13 protein-coding genes and 1 riboswitch are annotated in these 15,051 nt (G+C 70.6%); of the genes, 10 read left to right on the top strand and 3 right to left on the bottom strand.

Features of this window, described 5'->3' with window-relative positions:
- Positions 1-23: 23 nt before the first annotated feature.
- The 3 genes from M3M28_RS02590 to M3M28_RS02580 are packed head-to-tail and all read left to right on the top strand — an operon-like array spanning position 24 to position 4,068.
- Positions 24-2,063 (top strand): AMP-binding protein, encoded by a 2,040-nt coding sequence (locus tag M3M28_RS02590; RefSeq protein WP_283255714.1) that lies wholly within the window; start codon positions 24-26, stop codon positions 2,061-2,063.
- 8 nt (positions 2,064-2,071) lie between these two features.
- Complete coding sequence (locus M3M28_RS02585; RefSeq protein WP_249387294.1) at positions 2,072-2,440, top strand: DUF485 domain-containing protein; 369 nt, start codon at positions 2,072-2,074, stop codon at positions 2,438-2,440.
- Positions 2,437-4,068, top strand: a complete 1,632-nt coding sequence (locus tag M3M28_RS02580; protein ID WP_249387293.1) for a solute symporter family protein — start codon at positions 2,437-2,439, stop codon at positions 4,066-4,068. The genes M3M28_RS02585 and M3M28_RS02580 overlap by 4 nt, the downstream gene beginning before the upstream one ends.
- Before the next feature lie 113 nt (positions 4,069-4,181).
- Here M3M28_RS02580 and M3M28_RS02575 read toward each other — a convergent pair whose 3' ends face one another.
- Positions 4,182-6,740, bottom strand: a complete 2,559-nt coding sequence (locus M3M28_RS02575) for a DEAD/DEAH box helicase (protein WP_249387292.1) — start codon at positions 6,738-6,740, stop codon at positions 4,182-4,184.
- 52 nt (positions 6,741-6,792) lie between these two features.
- On the opposite strand from M3M28_RS02575, the gene M3M28_RS02570 reads away from it, so the two are divergent.
- From M3M28_RS02570 to ribH, 7 genes are all read left to right on the top strand, one after another.
- Positions 6,793-7,497, top strand: a complete 705-nt coding sequence (locus M3M28_RS02570) for a hypothetical protein (RefSeq protein WP_249387291.1) — start codon at positions 6,793-6,795, stop codon at positions 7,495-7,497.
- An 80-nt stretch (positions 7,498-7,577) separates the two neighbouring features.
- Positions 7,578-8,105: a copper chaperone PCu(A)C gene (locus M3M28_RS02565; RefSeq protein ID WP_249387290.1), complete on the top strand. Its 528-nt coding sequence runs from the start codon at positions 7,578-7,580 to the stop codon at positions 8,103-8,105.
- Positions 8,106-8,107: 2 nt separating this feature from the next.
- Positions 8,108-9,331 carry a Dyp-type peroxidase gene (locus M3M28_RS02560; protein ID WP_249387289.1) on the top strand — a complete coding sequence of 408 codons (1,224 nt, stop codon included), beginning with the start codon at positions 8,108-8,110 and terminating at the stop codon, positions 9,329-9,331.
- Between the two features lie 69 nt (positions 9,332-9,400).
- Positions 9,401-9,549: riboswitch (FMN riboswitch) on the top strand.
- An 82-nt stretch (positions 9,550-9,631) separates the two neighbouring features.
- A complete protein-coding gene (gene ribD, locus M3M28_RS02555; RefSeq protein ID WP_249387288.1) occupies positions 9,632-10,687 on the top strand; it encodes a bifunctional diaminohydroxyphosphoribosylaminopyrimidine deaminase/5-amino-6-(5-phosphoribosylamino)uracil reductase RibD in 1,056 nt (351 codons plus the stop codon).
- 1 nt (position 10,688) lies between these two features.
- Positions 10,689-11,300, top strand: coding sequence for a riboflavin synthase (locus M3M28_RS02550; RefSeq protein WP_249387287.1), 612 nt, complete (start codon positions 10,689-10,691; stop codon positions 11,298-11,300).
- Positions 11,297-11,929, top strand: coding sequence for a 3,4-dihydroxy-2-butanone-4-phosphate synthase (gene ribB, locus M3M28_RS02545; RefSeq protein ID WP_349305339.1), 633 nt, complete (start codon positions 11,297-11,299; stop codon positions 11,927-11,929). The genes M3M28_RS02550 and ribB overlap by 4 nt, the downstream gene beginning before the upstream one ends.
- Entirely contained in the window at positions 11,926-12,420 is a 495-nt protein-coding gene (ribH, locus tag M3M28_RS02540) for a 6,7-dimethyl-8-ribityllumazine synthase (RefSeq protein WP_249387286.1), read from the top strand. The genes ribB and ribH overlap by 4 nt, the downstream gene beginning before the upstream one ends.
- Before the next feature lie 266 nt (positions 12,421-12,686).
- Here the strand turns inward: ribH and M3M28_RS02535 are convergent, their stop codons facing one another.
- Together M3M28_RS02535 and M3M28_RS02530 are read right to left on the bottom strand one after the other, a co-directional pair.
- The gene (locus tag M3M28_RS02535) at positions 12,687-14,027 is read right to left on the bottom strand and encodes an APC family permease (protein ID WP_249387285.1); all 1,341 of its coding nucleotides are present in this window, start codon (positions 14,025-14,027) and stop codon (positions 12,687-12,689) included.
- A 53-nt stretch (positions 14,028-14,080) separates the two neighbouring features.
- Positions 14,081-14,947 (bottom strand): carbon-nitrogen hydrolase family protein, encoded by an 867-nt coding sequence (locus M3M28_RS02530; RefSeq protein WP_249387284.1) that lies wholly within the window; start codon positions 14,945-14,947, stop codon positions 14,081-14,083.
- Positions 14,948-15,051: the final 104 nt, after the last annotated feature.

Raw genomic sequence — 15,051 nt, 5'->3', positions numbered from 1 at the left:
ACGCGAATCGTCAGGAGTTCTGGATGACCAATCCCCATATTCCGTCCGCGCCGGCGACCCCGGCCAACGAAACCCAAGCACCCGAAACCCCCGGAGCAGCCCGCGCCACCTGGCAGCGGAGCATCGACGATCCGAACCAATTTTGGCTCGAGGCCGCGAGGCTGCTCGACTGGCAGACCCCGCCCACCGTTGCCCTCGAGCAGCCGAGCGACGACGAGTGGACCTGGTTCCCCGACGGCACCCTCAACGCGAGCGTGAACGCCCTCGACCGGCACGTCGCGGCCGGCCGCGGCGACCGCACCGCCGTCATCTACGACTCGGCGATGACGGGCAGCCAGCGCTCGCTCACCTACGCCGAGCTGCTCGAGCGCACCGCGAAGTTCGCGGGCGTGCTGCGCGACCACGGCGTCGCGGCCGGCGATCGCGTGCTCATCTACCTGCCGATGATTCCCGAGGCGATCGTCGCGATGCTCGCCTGCGCCCGCCTCGGCGCCGTGCACTCGGTGGTCTTCGGCGGCTTCGCGGCGCCCGAGCTCGCGGTGCGCATCACGGATGCGCAGCCCAAGCTGCTCGTGACGGCGAACGGCGGCTTCGAGCCCGGCCGCACGATCGAATACCTGCCGATCGTCGAGCGGGCGCTCGAGCTCGCCGACGGCTCGGTCGAGGCGGTCGTCGTCACCCGCCGCCCGAGCGTGCCGGGCTCGGCCGCCGACTACGACGGAGGGGCCGTGCGCTACCTCGACTGGGTCGAGGCCGAGGCCGCATCCGAGCCGGCCGATCCCGTGTTCGTGCCTTCGGCGCATCCGGCCTACGTTCTCTACACCTCGGGCACCACCGGCACACCGAAGGGCGTCGTGCGCGACACCGGCGGCCACGCCGTCGCGCTCGCCCGCTCGATGGGCGCGATCTACGACATCGGCCTGGGCGACGTGTTCTGGTGTGCCTCCGACGTCGGCTGGGTGGTCGGCCACAGTTACATCGTCTACGGCCCGCTGCTCGTCGGCGCGACGACCGTGCTCTACGAGGGCAAGCCCGTCGGCACCCCCGACGCGGGCGCGTTCTTCCGCGTCATCGAGCAGTACGGCGTGAAGGCGCTGTTCACCGCACCGACCGCGGTGCGCGCAATCCGCCGCGAGGACCCGCAGCTCACTGGCGCCGCGCGCCACAACCTCGCGAGCCTCGAAACGCTGTTTCTCGCCGGCGAGCGCCTCGACCCCGAGACCTACCACTGGGCGAACGACGGGCTCGACTGCCCAGTCATCGACCACTGGTGGCAGACCGAGACCGGCTGGGCGATTTGCGCGAACCCGCGGGGCACCGAGCTGTTGCCAGCCAAGCCAGGTTCGACCGCCCTGCCGAGCCCGGGCGTGCAGCTGCGCGTGCTCGATGGGCAGGGTCGCGAAATCGATCGGCCCGGTGTCGAGGGCAACATCGCGCTGCGCCTGCCGCTGCCGCCGGGCTACCTGCGCGGCGTGTGGGGCAACCCCGAGCGGATGCGCACCTCGTACCTCGACGCGTTCCCCGGCTACTACGCGACCGGCGACTCGGGCTACGTCGACGACGACGGCTACGTCTTCATCATGGGCCGCACCGACGACGTCATCAACGTCGCCGGCCACCGGCTCTCGACGGGCTCGCTCGAGGAGGTGCTCGCGCGCCACGAGGCGGTCGCCGAGGCCGCCGTCGTCGGCGTCACCGACACGCTCAAGGGCCAGCGTGCCTACGGCCTCGTCACGCTGAAGCACGGCGCCAAGATCGAGCCGGATGCGCTCCGCCGCGAACTCGTCGGCCTCGTGCGCGAGCACATCGGGCCGGTCGCCGCGTTCCGCGAGGTCGCGGTCGTGCCGCGGCTGCCGAAGACCCGCTCGGGCAAGGTGCTGCGCAAGACCATCCGGCAGATTCTCGACGGCGAGGCGGAGATCCGCGTGCCCGCAACGATCGAGGATGCGAGCGTGCTCGACGACGTGCGCGCGCTCGGCCTCGCCGACCCATCCGGCGCCGCCACCGACATGTTTACCGCACCAATCGAAGTCGTTCGCAACGACGCGGACGACGACAACTAGGAGGATCAGTGTCCCATCCAGAATCGGCAACACCGTCGCCGGTCGACTACGTCGCCGTGCAAGAGTCCGAGAAATTCCAAGGGCACCGGCGAAGGCAACGCTCCTTCGTCTTCCCCATGGCGATCTTCTTCCTTGTTTGGTATTTCGCCTACGTGCTGCTCGGCGCCTACGCGCACGACTTCATGGCGACGCCCGTGTTCGGCAACATCAACATCGGGCTGATCCTCGGCCTGTTCCAGTTCGTCACGACCTTCGCGATCACGACGCTCTACGTGCGCTTCGCGAACCGCAAACTCGACCCCGTCGCCGAAGAGCTCCGTGGCGAGCTCGAAGACATTGAGGCCGGCGCCGCAACCATTGAGGGGAACGCCCGATGAATGAGTTCTTCAGCAATGTCGGCACCGTGCTCGCCGACACCGTAACCACCGTCGAAAACAATCCGGTGCTCAACATTTCGATCTTCGTCGTGTTCGTGGGCATCACCCTGTTCATTGTGATCCGCGCGAGCCGCAACTCCCGCTCTGCCGCCGACTTCTACGCCGGCGGCCGCTCGTTCTCGGGTACGCAGAACGGCTTCGCGATCTCGGGCGACTACCTCTCGGCCGCGTCGTTCCTCGGCATCGTCGGGGCGATCGCGATCAACGGCTACGACGGCTTCCTCTACTCGATTGGCTTCCTCGTCGCCTGGCTTGTCGCCCTGCTGCTCGTCGCCGAGCTCATGCGCAACACCGGTAAGTTCACGATGGCCGACGTGCTCTCGTTCCGCCTCAAGCAGCGCCCCGTGCGTATGGCGGCGGCGATTACGACGCTCGCCGTGACGCTGTTTTACCTGCTCGCGCAGATGGCCGGCGCCGGCGGTCTCGTCTCGCTGCTGCTCGGCATCGACGACAGGGTCGGTCAGAGCATCGTCGTCGCCGTCGTCGGCGTGCTCATGATCGTCTACGTGCTCATCGGCGGCATGAAGGGCACCACCTGGGTGCAGATCATCAAGGCGTGGCTGCTCATTGGCGCCGCGTTCGCGATGACGATCTGGGTGCTCGTGCTCAACGGCTTCAACCTCAGCGCCGTGTTCGACCGCGCCATCGAGGCGTCGTCGAATGGCGCCGCGATCCTCGCGCCGGGCCTCCAGTACGGCACCAACCCGCTCGACTTCGTCTCGCTCGGCATGGCCCTCGTGCTCGGCACCGCGGGCCTGCCGCACGTGCTCATGCGCTTCTACACGGTGCCCACCGCGAAGGAGGCCCGCAAGTCGGTCGTCTGGGCCATCTGGCTCATCGGCGCGTTCTATATCTTCACGCTCGTGCTCGGTTACGGTGCTGCGGCCCTCGTCGGCCCCGAGACCATCGCGGCCGCACCCGGCAAGGTGAACTCGGCGGCGCCGCTGCTCGCGCTCGAGCTCGGTGGTCCGATCCTGCTCGGCGTCGTCTCGGCGGTCGCGTTCGCGACCATCCTCGCGGTCGTCGCGGGCCTCGCGATCACGGCCGCAGCATCCTTCGCCCACGATATCTACGGCAACGTCATCAAGCGCGGCAAGGCCACGCCTGACGCCGAGGTGCGTGTCGGTAAGGTCACCGTGGTCGTGCTCGGCATCGTCGCGATCGCCGGCGGCATCGGCGTGCAGGGGCAGAACATCGCGTTCCTCGTCGCCCTCGCCTTCGCCGTCGCCGCGTCGGCGAACCTGCCGACGATCCTGTACTCGCTCTACTGGAAGGGCTTCACCACCCGCGGCGCGGTGTGGAGCATGTACGGCGGCCTCATCTCGGCGCTCGTGCTCATCACGTTCTCGCACGTCGTCTCGGGCGCCGAGACCGCGCTGTTCGGTGCCGGCGTCGACTTCGCGTGGTTCCCGCTATCGAACCCGGGCATCATTTCGATCCCGCTCGGCTTCTTCCTCGGCTGGCTCGGCTCGGTCACCTCGCGCAAGCGAGAAGACCCGCGCCTCGCGGCCGAGATGGAGGTGCGCGCCCTCACCGGCCACGGCGCCGAGCCGCCCGTGCACCACTAGCCCACCGGCCTGCTTCGGCAGGCGATCCGAACGCCGAGCGGCCCCCGCGTTTGCGGGGGCCGCTCGGCGTTCGCAGCAGGTTCGGATGCGCTGCCGCGGCTACGCGAACAGGCTCACAGCTCGACTACCTCGGTTAGGCGCACGATGGCCTCGCCTTCCTCCGCGGATGCGGTGAGGTCGACCTCGGCCCGGATGCGCCAGTCGTGGTGGTGCTCGGGGTCGTCGATCGTCTGCTCGACGAGCCAGAGGCCCTCGCGCTCGCGGCTCGTGTCGATGCGGCACAGCTGCGGCGAGCGGGCGGCCCCGTCGATGTTGATGTCGTCGTAGCGGTCGTAGTAGTCGTCAAGAATGTCGGGCCAGCCGAGCTCGGGGTCGAGCTTCTCGAGTTCGTCGTCGCGCTCGAGGGCGGCGAGCTGCACGCGGCGCCAGAGCTCGTTGCGCACGAGCACGGTGAACGCGCGGCGGTTCGCGACCACGCTCGGGGGCGTCGGCGGCAAGACCGGCTGGCCCTGCGCATCCGTCGGCGCGACGAGCTCGGCCCACTCGTCGACGAGGCTTGAGTCGACCTGGCGAATCAGCTCGCCGAGCCACTCGATGATCGACTCGAGTTCGTCGGTGAGGCGGTCTGACGGCACCGAGTGCTGCAGGGTGCGGTAGGCGTCGCTAAGGTAGCGCAGCACGACGCCCTCAGCGCGGGCGAGGTCGTAGAAGCCGGTGAACTCGGCGAAGCTCATCGCCCGCTCGTACATGTCGCGCACGACGGTCTTCGGCGCGAGGTCGAAGTCGCGCGCCCACGGCTGCCCCTCGGCGAACTGTTCGTAGCTCTGCTCGAGCAGCTCCTCGAGCGGCTTCGGCCAGCTGATCTCCTCGACCCGCTCCATCCGCTCGTTGTAGTCGAGGCCGTCGGCCTTCATCGCGGCGATCGCCTCGCCGCGGGCCTTGCGCTGCTGCGCCATGAGAATCGGGCGGGGGTCGTCGAGAATCGACTCGACGACGCTGACGACGTCGAGCGCGTAGTGGCCGCTGCCGACCTCGTCGGTCTTGCCGTCGGTCTCGACGGCCGGGTCGAGCACGTCGAGCACCGCGATCGCGAACGGCGACAGCGGCTGGTTCAGCGCGAAGTTCGGCTGCAGGTCCACGGTGAGGTGGAGGCTTGGGCGCGAGGTGCCGGGCACTGGCTCGAGGTAGTCGACCTCGACGATGCCAGCGTCGAGCAGGGTGCGGCCGAGCGCGAGGGCCCGGCGCGCAAGGTCGAACTGCCGCGAGCGCGACTCGTGGTTGTCGAAGCAGAGCCGACGAACGTTCGCGAACACGTCGCCGCCGCGGGCGACGACGTTGATGAGCATCGAGGAGGTCATCTCCATGTGGCTCGAGAGCTTCTCGGGCTCGGCGGCGACGATCTTCTCGAAGGTCTTGTCGGTGTAGTTCACGAAGCCCTGCGGCGGCTGGCGGCGCGTCACCTTGCGCTGCTTCTTCGGGTCACCGGCGGCCTTCGACATGGCGTGCTCGTACTCGACGACGTGGTCGGGTGCCTGCACGACGACGGTGCCGTGGTCGTCATAGCCCGCACGGCCGGCACGGCCCGCGATCTGGTGAAACTCGCGCGCCGAGAGGTGGCGCTGCTTCGTGCCGTCGAACTTCGTGAGCGAGGTGATGAGCACCGAGCGGATCGGCACGTTAATGCCGACCCCGAGGGTGTCGGTGCCGCAGATGACGCGCAGCAGGCCGCGCTGCGCGAGCACCTCGACGAGGCGGCGGTAGCGCGGCAGCATGCCGGCGTGGTGCACGCCGATGCCCTGCCGCAGCCAGCCCGAGAGCTTGCGGCCGAACGCGGTCGTGAATTTGAAACCGCCCATCGCCGCGATGATCTCGTCGCGCTGCTCGCGCGAGGCGACGCGGATGCTCGAGAGCGCCTGCGCGCGGTCGACCGCCTCTTTCTGCGAGAAGTGCACGACGTAGATCGGCGCCTCGTGTTCCTCGAGCAGGCGCTCGACGGTTTCGTGCACGGGGGTGAGCACGTATTCATAGCTCAGCGGCACGGGGCGCGTCGCGCCGGCGACGAGCTCGGTGGGGCGGCCGGTGCGGCGGGTGAGGTCGTCGCGCAGCGCGTCGGTGTCGCCGAGCGTCGCCGACATGAGCAGGAACTGCACGCGCGGCAGCAGGAGCAGCGGCACCTGCCAGGCCCAGCCGCGCTGGTGGTCGCCGTAGTAATGGAACTCGTCCATCACCACCTGGTCGACGTCGGCCGCCTCGCCGTCGCGGAGGGCCTTGTTCGCGAGGATCTCGGCGGTCGCGCAGATGATCGGGGCGTCGGGGTTCACCGAGCTGTCGCCCGTGACCATGCCGACGCGCTCGGCGCCGAAGATCTCGACGAGGGCGAAGAACTTCTCACTCACGAGCGCCTTGATCGGCGCGGTGTAATAGCTGCGCTTACCCTCCGCGAGCGCGATCGCGTGGGCGGCGATGGCGACAAGCGACTTGCCCGTGCCGGTCGGGGTCGCGAGCACGACGTTCGCGCCCGAGACGAGGTGCACGATCGCCTCGTCCTGGGCGTCATAGAGGTCGATCCCACGCCCGCTCGTCCACTCGAGAATCGCGTCGTAGACGTGGTCGGGGTCGTAGGGTGCCCCCGGGTCAGCGAGGGTCGGGATGAGCTCGGGCAGGGTAGGCATCCCCTCGATCATCCCACGCGCCTGCGACGTGATTACGACGTATCGTAGAGCTGTGAGTTTGCTGCGCCTCGAGAACGTGCCCGCGCCGGGCGTCGACTCGCGTTCGCGCGCCGCGACTCGTCGGCGACGGATGCGCCTCGCGCTCGTCGCCGCATCGTTCTCAACCTTCGTCGCGCTCGCCTCGCACCTCATCGCCGGCGGCGAACTGCCGGGCCTCGCGGGCATCCTCGTGCCGCTCGCGCTCGCCTACGTGTTCTCGCTCTGGCTCACGCCGATTCGCTCAAGCTGGTTGCGGCTCGGCCTCTCGGTCGGGCTGAGCCAGTTCGTGTTCCACGCGATCTTCACGATCGGCGCGCCCGCCGGCGTCGGCGGCGGCACCCTCGCACACCACCACGCGTCGAACGCCGAGATGGCGAGCGCGATCGCCGCGCACACCCAGTCAGCGTCGGTCTCGGTGCACCTCGGCCACGACACCCCACTCATGTGGGCGATGCACGGCGTCGCGGCGCTCGCGACGACGCTCGTCCTGTTCTTCGGTGAGGCGATCCTGCGCCGCCTGAGGCTCGTCGCCACGACGGCGCGCGAGTTCTTCGCGTTCCTGCTCGTGCTCGTGCGGGCCGTCACGCCGCGCCCGAGCGCGGCCCCGGCACCCCTCGCGCTGCCGTGGGTGCCGCGCCTCGCGGCCCGCGTCGCCGCGACGGCACCCCGACGAGGGCCGCCGTCGCGCGTATTCCTCGCGCACTCCATCCTGGCGTAGCTCCCCCGGCAGACGGGGTGCTCGCTGTGCGCGACGACCCCCGGCCCTGCCACATCGCCAACGCACTCAGGAGCATCCCTATGTCTATTTTCCGTACCGCCACCACGACCTTCCGGACCCTCACCGCACTCGCCGCGGCGGGCCTCCTCGCCGCCACCCTCGCCGGCTGCAGCGGCGCCCAGGCCGGCGCCGACGACGCGGCCCTCATCATCACCGACCCGTGGGTGAAGGCGACCGATACCGACATGACCGGCGTGTTCGCGTCGATCGAGAACACGTCGGGCCACGATGTCGTCATCGAGTCAGCCACGGTCGAGGGCGCCTCGATGACCGAGCTGCACGAGACGATCGTGCAGTCCGACGGCTCGAGCCTCATGCAAGAGATCGAGGGCGGCTTCGCGATCGCCGACGGCGAGACGCTCGAGCTGCAGCCCGGTGGCAACCACATCATGCCGATGGGCCTCGAGTCGGCGATCGAGCCCGGCGACGAGGTCGCGGTGACGCTGACGCTCGACGACGGCACCGAGGTCGACTTCACCGCGACGGCGAAGGAGTACACCGGCGCCGAAGAAACCTACGCGCCCGAGTCCGGGCACGAGGGGCACTAGTCATGGCCGCCGTTCGGGGGCCGCGGCGCCGCGACGTGCTCGTCGGCGCCGCCGCCATCGGCGTCGGCGCGGCCGCGGGCGTGGCGGGGGTGCGCCTGAACGAGCGCCTCACCGAGGCCGCGCCGCTCGGCCAGCAGCGCCGCGAGGCGAACGACGCATCCCTGCCGCCGGGCCTCGGCGTCGAGTCGGCGCACGCCGTGTTCATCGGGCTCGACCTCGCACCGGGGCTCGAGCGCGACCGCATCGCGAGCTTGCTGGGGCTCCTCCACGACGACGCGACGCGCCTCACCCAGGGCGCCGCGCCGATCGGCGACCAGGAGCCCGAGCTCGCCGAGCAGCCCGCGAACCTCGCGGTGACGTTCGGCTTCGGCCCGGGCCTCGTCGAGCGGGTGAACCCCGCCGCGCGGCCCGAGTGGCTCGCGCAGCTGCCGGCGTTCTCGATCGATGCGCTCGAGGATCACTGGAGCGAGGGCGAGCTGCTGCTGCTCGTGACCGGCGACGACCCGCTCGCGGTCGCGCACGCGCAGCGCATGCTGCTCAAGGATGCGCGGGCGTACACGACGATTCGCTGGCAGCAGCAGGGGTTCCGCAACGCCCACGGCGTCGCGAAGCCCGCCACGACGCAGCGCAACCTGTTCGGGCAACTCGACGGCACCTCGAACCCGATCCCGGGCACCGACGAGTTCGAGACGGTCGTGCGCATTACCGAACCGGGCTGGCTGCAGGGCGGCACGAGCCTCGTGCTGCGGCGCATCGAGATGAACCTCGAGACGTGGGACGAGGTCGACCGGCCCGGCCGCGAGGCCTCGGTGGGGCGCCGCCTCGACACGGGCGCGCCGCTCACCGGCACGCACGAGCACGACGAGCCCGACTTCGAGGCGGTCACCCCGCAGGGCTTCACCGTGATCAACGCGGCGAGCCACGTGCGGCGTTCGCGCCCCGACGACCCGAGCCAGCGCATCTTCCGCCAGCCCTACAACTACGACCTCCCCGTCTCCCCTGCGGCGGGCGAGGATGCGGTGGGCGGCCAGGGCGCGCAGGTCTCGAACTCGGGGCTGCTGTTCGCGTCGTTCCAGGCGAATCCGACGCTGCAGTACGTGCCGATTCAGCAGCGCCTCGCCGACGCCGACCTGCTCAACACCTGGACGACGCCGATCGGCTCGGCGGTGTTCGCGATCCCGCCGGTGACCGGCGATTTCCCCGGGCAGGCGCTGTTCGACGCCTAGCGCGCGTGGCGAAGTGTTACGACGGGGGTCTTGTGGCACGGGGTGCGGCTGCGTAGGGTTACCGCCAGCAACATGCTCCGGGGTCGGTGAAAGTCCGAACCGGCGGTGATAGCCCGCGACCGCAGCCCGTGCCCGACGCCTCGGCGTCGGGCACGAGCCGCGCTGATCTGGTGGAATTCCAGAGCCGACAGTCAAAGTCTGGATGGGAGGTGCATGGCTGCCGAGGTCTCCTCGGCAGTGGCGTGATTGCGTGCACGCGTCTCGTTTCCCCGGTGTGGTTCGACACCGGAAGGAAACGCAGTGCAACTCACCCCCGTCGACGCGATGCGGCGCGCCATCGAGCTCGCCGCTCGCGGCCCCGAGCGCGGCCCAAACCCGCGCGTCGGTGCCGTGCTGCTCGCGCCCGGCCCGGCCTCGGCGCCGCGCGAGGTGCTCGGCGAGGGCTGGCACCGCGGCGCTGGCACGGCGCACGCCGAGGTCGCGGCGCTCGCGGATGCGCGGGCTCGCGGCCTCGACGTGCGCGGCGCCACCGCCGTGGTCACCCTCGAGCCGTGCAATCACACCGGCCGCACCGGGCCGTGCGTCGATGCCCTGCTCGACGCGGGCATCGACGAGGTCATCTATGCCGTCGACGACCCGAACCCCGCCGCAGCGGGTGGTGCCGCGCGGCTGCGTGCCGCCGGCGCCACGGTGTACGCAGGCCTCGAGGCCGCGAGCGCCGGCGAGCTCATCCGCGCCTGGGCCACGCCGGCTCGGCTCGGCCGCCCCTTCGTCACGCTCAAGCTCGCGTTGACGCTCGACGGCAAGATCGCCGCCGCCGACGGCACGAGCCAGTGGATCACTTCCCCCGCCGCGCGGGCCCACGCGCACGGCGTCCGCGGCCGGGTCGACGCCATCGCCGTCGGCACCGGCACCGCCCTCGCCGACGATCCCGCGCTCACGGCCCGCACGCCCGAAGGCGCCCTCCTGCCCGAGCAGCCGGTTCGGGTCGTGCTCGGCGCCCGCGAGCTGCCCGCATCCGCCCAGCTGCGCGCCGGCCTCGCGCCGCTGCTGCAGCTGCGCACCCACGACGTCACCGTGGCGCTCGCCGAGCTGGCCGAGCGGCACATCCACCACGTCCTCGTCGAGGGCGGCGCGACCGTCGCCGCGGCGCTGCTGCGCGCGGATGTCGTCGACGAACTGCACGTTTACCTCGCGCCGCTGTTGCTCGGCGAAGGCACCGCCGCGGTCGCACCGTTCGGCGTCAGCACGCTCGCCAACGCGCGCCGCTGGCGCTTCGACGCCCCCGAGCCCCTCGGCCCCGACGTCTTCCTGCGCGCCCGCCGCGCCACCGACCCCACCCCAGAAGGAGCCTGAAATGTTCACTGGACTCATCGAAGCGCGCGGCGAGGTGCTGCGCCTCGACCACGAGCCGGGGCAGCCGGATGCTCGCCTCGAGATCCGCGCGCCCCGCGTCACCGACGATGCCACCCCCGGCGACTCGATCGCCGTCAGCGGCGTCTGCCTCACCGTCGTCACGGTCGCCGACGGCAGCTTCACCGCCGACGTGCTGCCCGAGACGCTGCGCCGCACCGCGCTCGGCGACCTCGCGCCCGGCGCGCCGGTCAACCTCGAGCGCGCGCTCGCCGCATCCGCCCGACTCGGCGGGCACATCGTGCAGGGCCACGTCGACGGGGTCGCGACCCTCGCCTCCCGCACCGCGGGCGAGCGCTGGGATGACCTCGTGTTTGAGGCGCCCCGCGAGCTGCTGCGATACGTCGCCGAGAAGGGCTCGGTCGCAGTCGACGGCATTTCGCTCACCGTCACCGGCGTCACGGCGCGCGGCTTCGGCGTTTCGATCATCCCGACGACCTCGCGCGACACGACGCTCGGTGCCCTCGAGGTCGGCGCCCGCGTGAACCTCGAGGTCGACGTGCTCGCGAAGTACGTCGAGCGCATGCTGCAGTGGCGAGAGGAGGAGGCGCGATGAGCACGACCGGCTCCCCCGACCTCGATCGGGCCATCGACGCCCTCCGCGCCGGTCTGCCCGTGCTCGTCGCCGACGCGGCCGACCGCGAGAACGAGGTCGACGCGATCTTCGCCGCCGATCGCGCGAGTGCGAAGTGGGTCGCCTGGGTCGTGCGCCACTCCTCCGGCTACCTCTGCGCGCCCCTGCCGGCGGCACGTGCCGATGCCCTCGAGTTGCCCCTCATGGTCGCGCAGACCCAGGACTCGCTGCGCACCGCCTACGCCGTCTCGGTCGACGCCGCCGTCGGCATCACTACGGGCATCTCGGCCGCCGACCGCGCGACGACGCTGCGCGCGCTCGCGAACCCTGACGCGAAGCCGAGCGACCTCATCCGCCCCGGCCACGTGCTGCCGCTGCGCGCCGTGCCCGGCGGCGTGCTCGCCCGCGCCGGCCACACGGAGGCAGCCGTCGACCTTATGCGCCTTGCCGGCACGGGCGAGGTCGGCGCGATCGCCGAGCTCGTGCACGACTCGGGCGAGGTCATGCGCTACCCCGAGGCCGCCGCGCTCGCCGAGCGCGAGGGCCTCCCCCTCATCACCATTGCCGAGCTGCGGGCGCACCGCACCTCTCACGAAAGGACCGTTGCATGAGCCGCGAAGGCGCCCCCACCATTAATCTCTCGCACCTCGACTCGTCGGCGGGCTCGCTGCGCGTCGCGATCGTCGTCGCGAGCTGGCACCGCGACATCACCGACGCGATGCTCGCCGACGCCATCACCGTCGTCGAGGCGGCCGGCGGCACCGCCGAGGTGATCCGCGTGCCCGGTACCTTCGAGCTCTCGGTCGCGGCGATGCGCATCGCCTGCAGCCCCCAGGCGCCCGACGCGATCGTCGCGCTCGGCGTCGTCGTGCGCGGCGGCACCCCGCACTTCGACTATGTCTGCCACGCGGCGACGGATGGGCTCGGTCGCGTCGCGCTCGACACCGGCATTCCCGTCGGCTTCGGCGTCCTCACCTGCGACACCGTCGGGCAGGCCCTCGAGCGCTCGGGCCTGCCCGGCTCGCTCGAGCGCAAGGGCGCCGAGGCGGCGGAGGCGGCGATCGCGACCGTCGTGGCACTCGCTGAGTACCCGCGAGGCTGAGACCCGGTTAGGTCGGCGTTCACTTCGGTCGCTCGGGTGCCGCGCATGCGCAACGACGCGTGCGACCGGGCCTTACGAGATGCACTGATTCACCTCGGCGCGCGCAAGATGCTCCGCAAGGTTGGCGTCGAGGGAGTTGCCTGGCACGTCGTGAACGTCTGGGTCCGGCGAAGGCATTCGCGCTCCCCGAGGCCGTCAGCGCCACTTCCACTCAGCCGCATCGCTGACAGCGCCACTGTCATTAGCGCCGCGGCGCGGCGCTCGCGCTAGCCCGAGAACGCCTCGCCCTCGACCTGCGGCGGCTGCCGGCGGAAGCCACCCGTGAGCGACGCAAGAATGACGATGCCGATCACGAGCCAGACGGCGCCAATGATGAGGGCGTTCGAGTCGAGCTGCGTGAGCAGGCCGATGATGACGATCGCGCCGATCGAGGGCGCGACGTAGTCGAGCAGCACGTTGACCCGCTTGCCCTCGCGACGTGCCTTCACGGCGAGCACGATGACCGAGATGTTCACCATCGCGAAGGCGATGAACGCGCCGAAGTTCACGAACGAGGTCGACGTGGCGACGTCGAGGAACATCGCGATGAGGCCCACGACACCGACGACGACGATCGAGCCCCACGGGGTCTGGAAGCCGCGGTGGAGGACCCCGAAGATGCGCTTTGGCAGCACACCGTCGCGGCCCATCGCGTAGAGCAGGCGCGAGCCCGAGGCCTGCGCGGCGAGGCCCGAGGTGAACTGGGCGATGATGAGGCCCGCGACGAAGATCGCCGAGAACACGTTGCCGCCGATCGTCTGCGCGATCTCGAACGCGGCCGACGACTCGTCGGTGAAAGTGCCGCCCGGATGCACGAGCTGCGTGAAGTAGGTGACGACGATGAAGATGCCGCCGCCGATGAGGGCGATGAGCAGGATCGCGCGGGGCATGACCTTCTGCGGGTTCTTCGTCTCTTCGGTGAGCGTCGTGACGGCGTCGAAGCCGAGGAACGAGTAGGCCGCGACCGCCGCCGCCGCGATGACGTTCGAGAACTGGGCGTTCTCGCCCACGAACGGCGAGGCACTCACGAGCGCGTCCGCACCATCCGCGCCCACGACGCTCGCAATGCTGAGCACGACGAAGATTGCGATGACGAGGAACTGGAAGGCCATGAGCACGAAGTTCACGCGGTCGGCCACCTTGATGCCGATGATGTTCAGCGCGGTCGTGATGAGAATGAATGCGATGATCCACACCCAGCTCGGCACGCCCGGCACCGCCGTCGAGAGGTACGAGGCGCCGATGAGCCAGATCACCATGGGCAGGAACAGGTAGTCGAGCAGAACGGCCCAGCCGACGAGGAACCCGGCGCGGCCGTCGATCGAGCGGCCGACGTAGGTGTACGCCGAGCCCGCGACCGGGAAGCGGGCGGCGAGGCGCCCGTAGCTCGCGGCGGTGAAGAGCATCGCGATGAGCGCGATGAGGTAGGCCGAGGCGCTCGCCCCGGCGCTCGCGCTCGCGATGACGCCGAAGATGCCGAGCACGATCATCGGGGTGAGGTAGGCGAGCCCGAACAGCACGAGCGAGCGCAGGCCGAGCGTGCGGTTGAGGTGGGTGGTATCGGTCATTGCTGGTCCATTCGAGCGATGAGGGGGAAGTGGTTGAGCGGCCGGATGCGCGGCTACGCGCCCGCGCCGGGTCGCCAGGTCGTGGGGTCGAGTCGGCCGTTGTAGAGCGGCAGCGGCACCGCGGCGTCACCGTCGGCGAACTGGCGCCACGGCACGACCGAGCCCTCGGTGCCGTCGCGCCGCACGCGTGCGACCTCGTCGAGGTCGAGCTCGACGACGAGCACCTCGGGCGCCTCGCCGGCGGTGGCGATCGGGCTGCCCTCGGGGTCGACGACGATGCTGCGGCCGCGGCCGATCGGGCCGGCCGTGTTCACGCTCACGGTGAAGTTCTGGTTCACGATCGCGTTCGCCTGCGCGAGCACGAGCTCCTGCTTGCGGTCGGGCGTCGTCGTCTTGACGATGTTGAGCACGACCTCGGCGCCCATCCAGGCGAGGTGGCGGGTGGCCTCGGGCCACCAGGCGTCGTAGCAAATCGAGATGCCGACGCGGCCGAGGCCGGGCAGGTCGACGACCTCGAAGCGCTCGCCCGAGGCGTAGGGCTCGGTGGGGCGCCACGGGAACACCTTGCGGTAGCGGCCGGCGATTTCGCCGCTCGGCGCGAGCAGCACGGCGGTATTAAAGGGGTCGCCGTCGGCACGTTCGACGAGCGAGCCGGGCAACAGCCAGACGCCGAGCTCCCGCGCAAGGTCTTGTAACGGCGCAACGAACTCGTCGAGGTCGACGGCGCCGTCGCGCAGGCGCGCGTTTTGTGCCTCGAGGTCGGCGTTGTCGGCGCCGAAGAGGTGCAGCTCGGGGTAGACGACGAGGTCGGGGCGATGCTCGGCGACGAGCTCACGGACCTCGCGCTCGAACGCGTCGAGCGCGGTGCTGATCGGGTGTGGTGCTGCCTGCACCGCGGCGATGCGGATGTGACGGGGCACGGTCCCTCCTTCGGGCGCCGCACGGTGACGGTGGTGTCACGGCGTGCAAATTGATCACAGTGATCACTTACTCGAGTCAGTATGCACCCCGCCCGCCGCGAGCG

Source organism: Gulosibacter sediminis, assembly GCF_023370115.1.
Taxonomy (GTDB): Bacteria; Actinomycetota; Actinomycetes; order Actinomycetales; family Microbacteriaceae; genus Gulosibacter; species Gulosibacter sediminis_A.
This window is presented reverse-complemented; position numbering and strand designations above follow the sequence as displayed.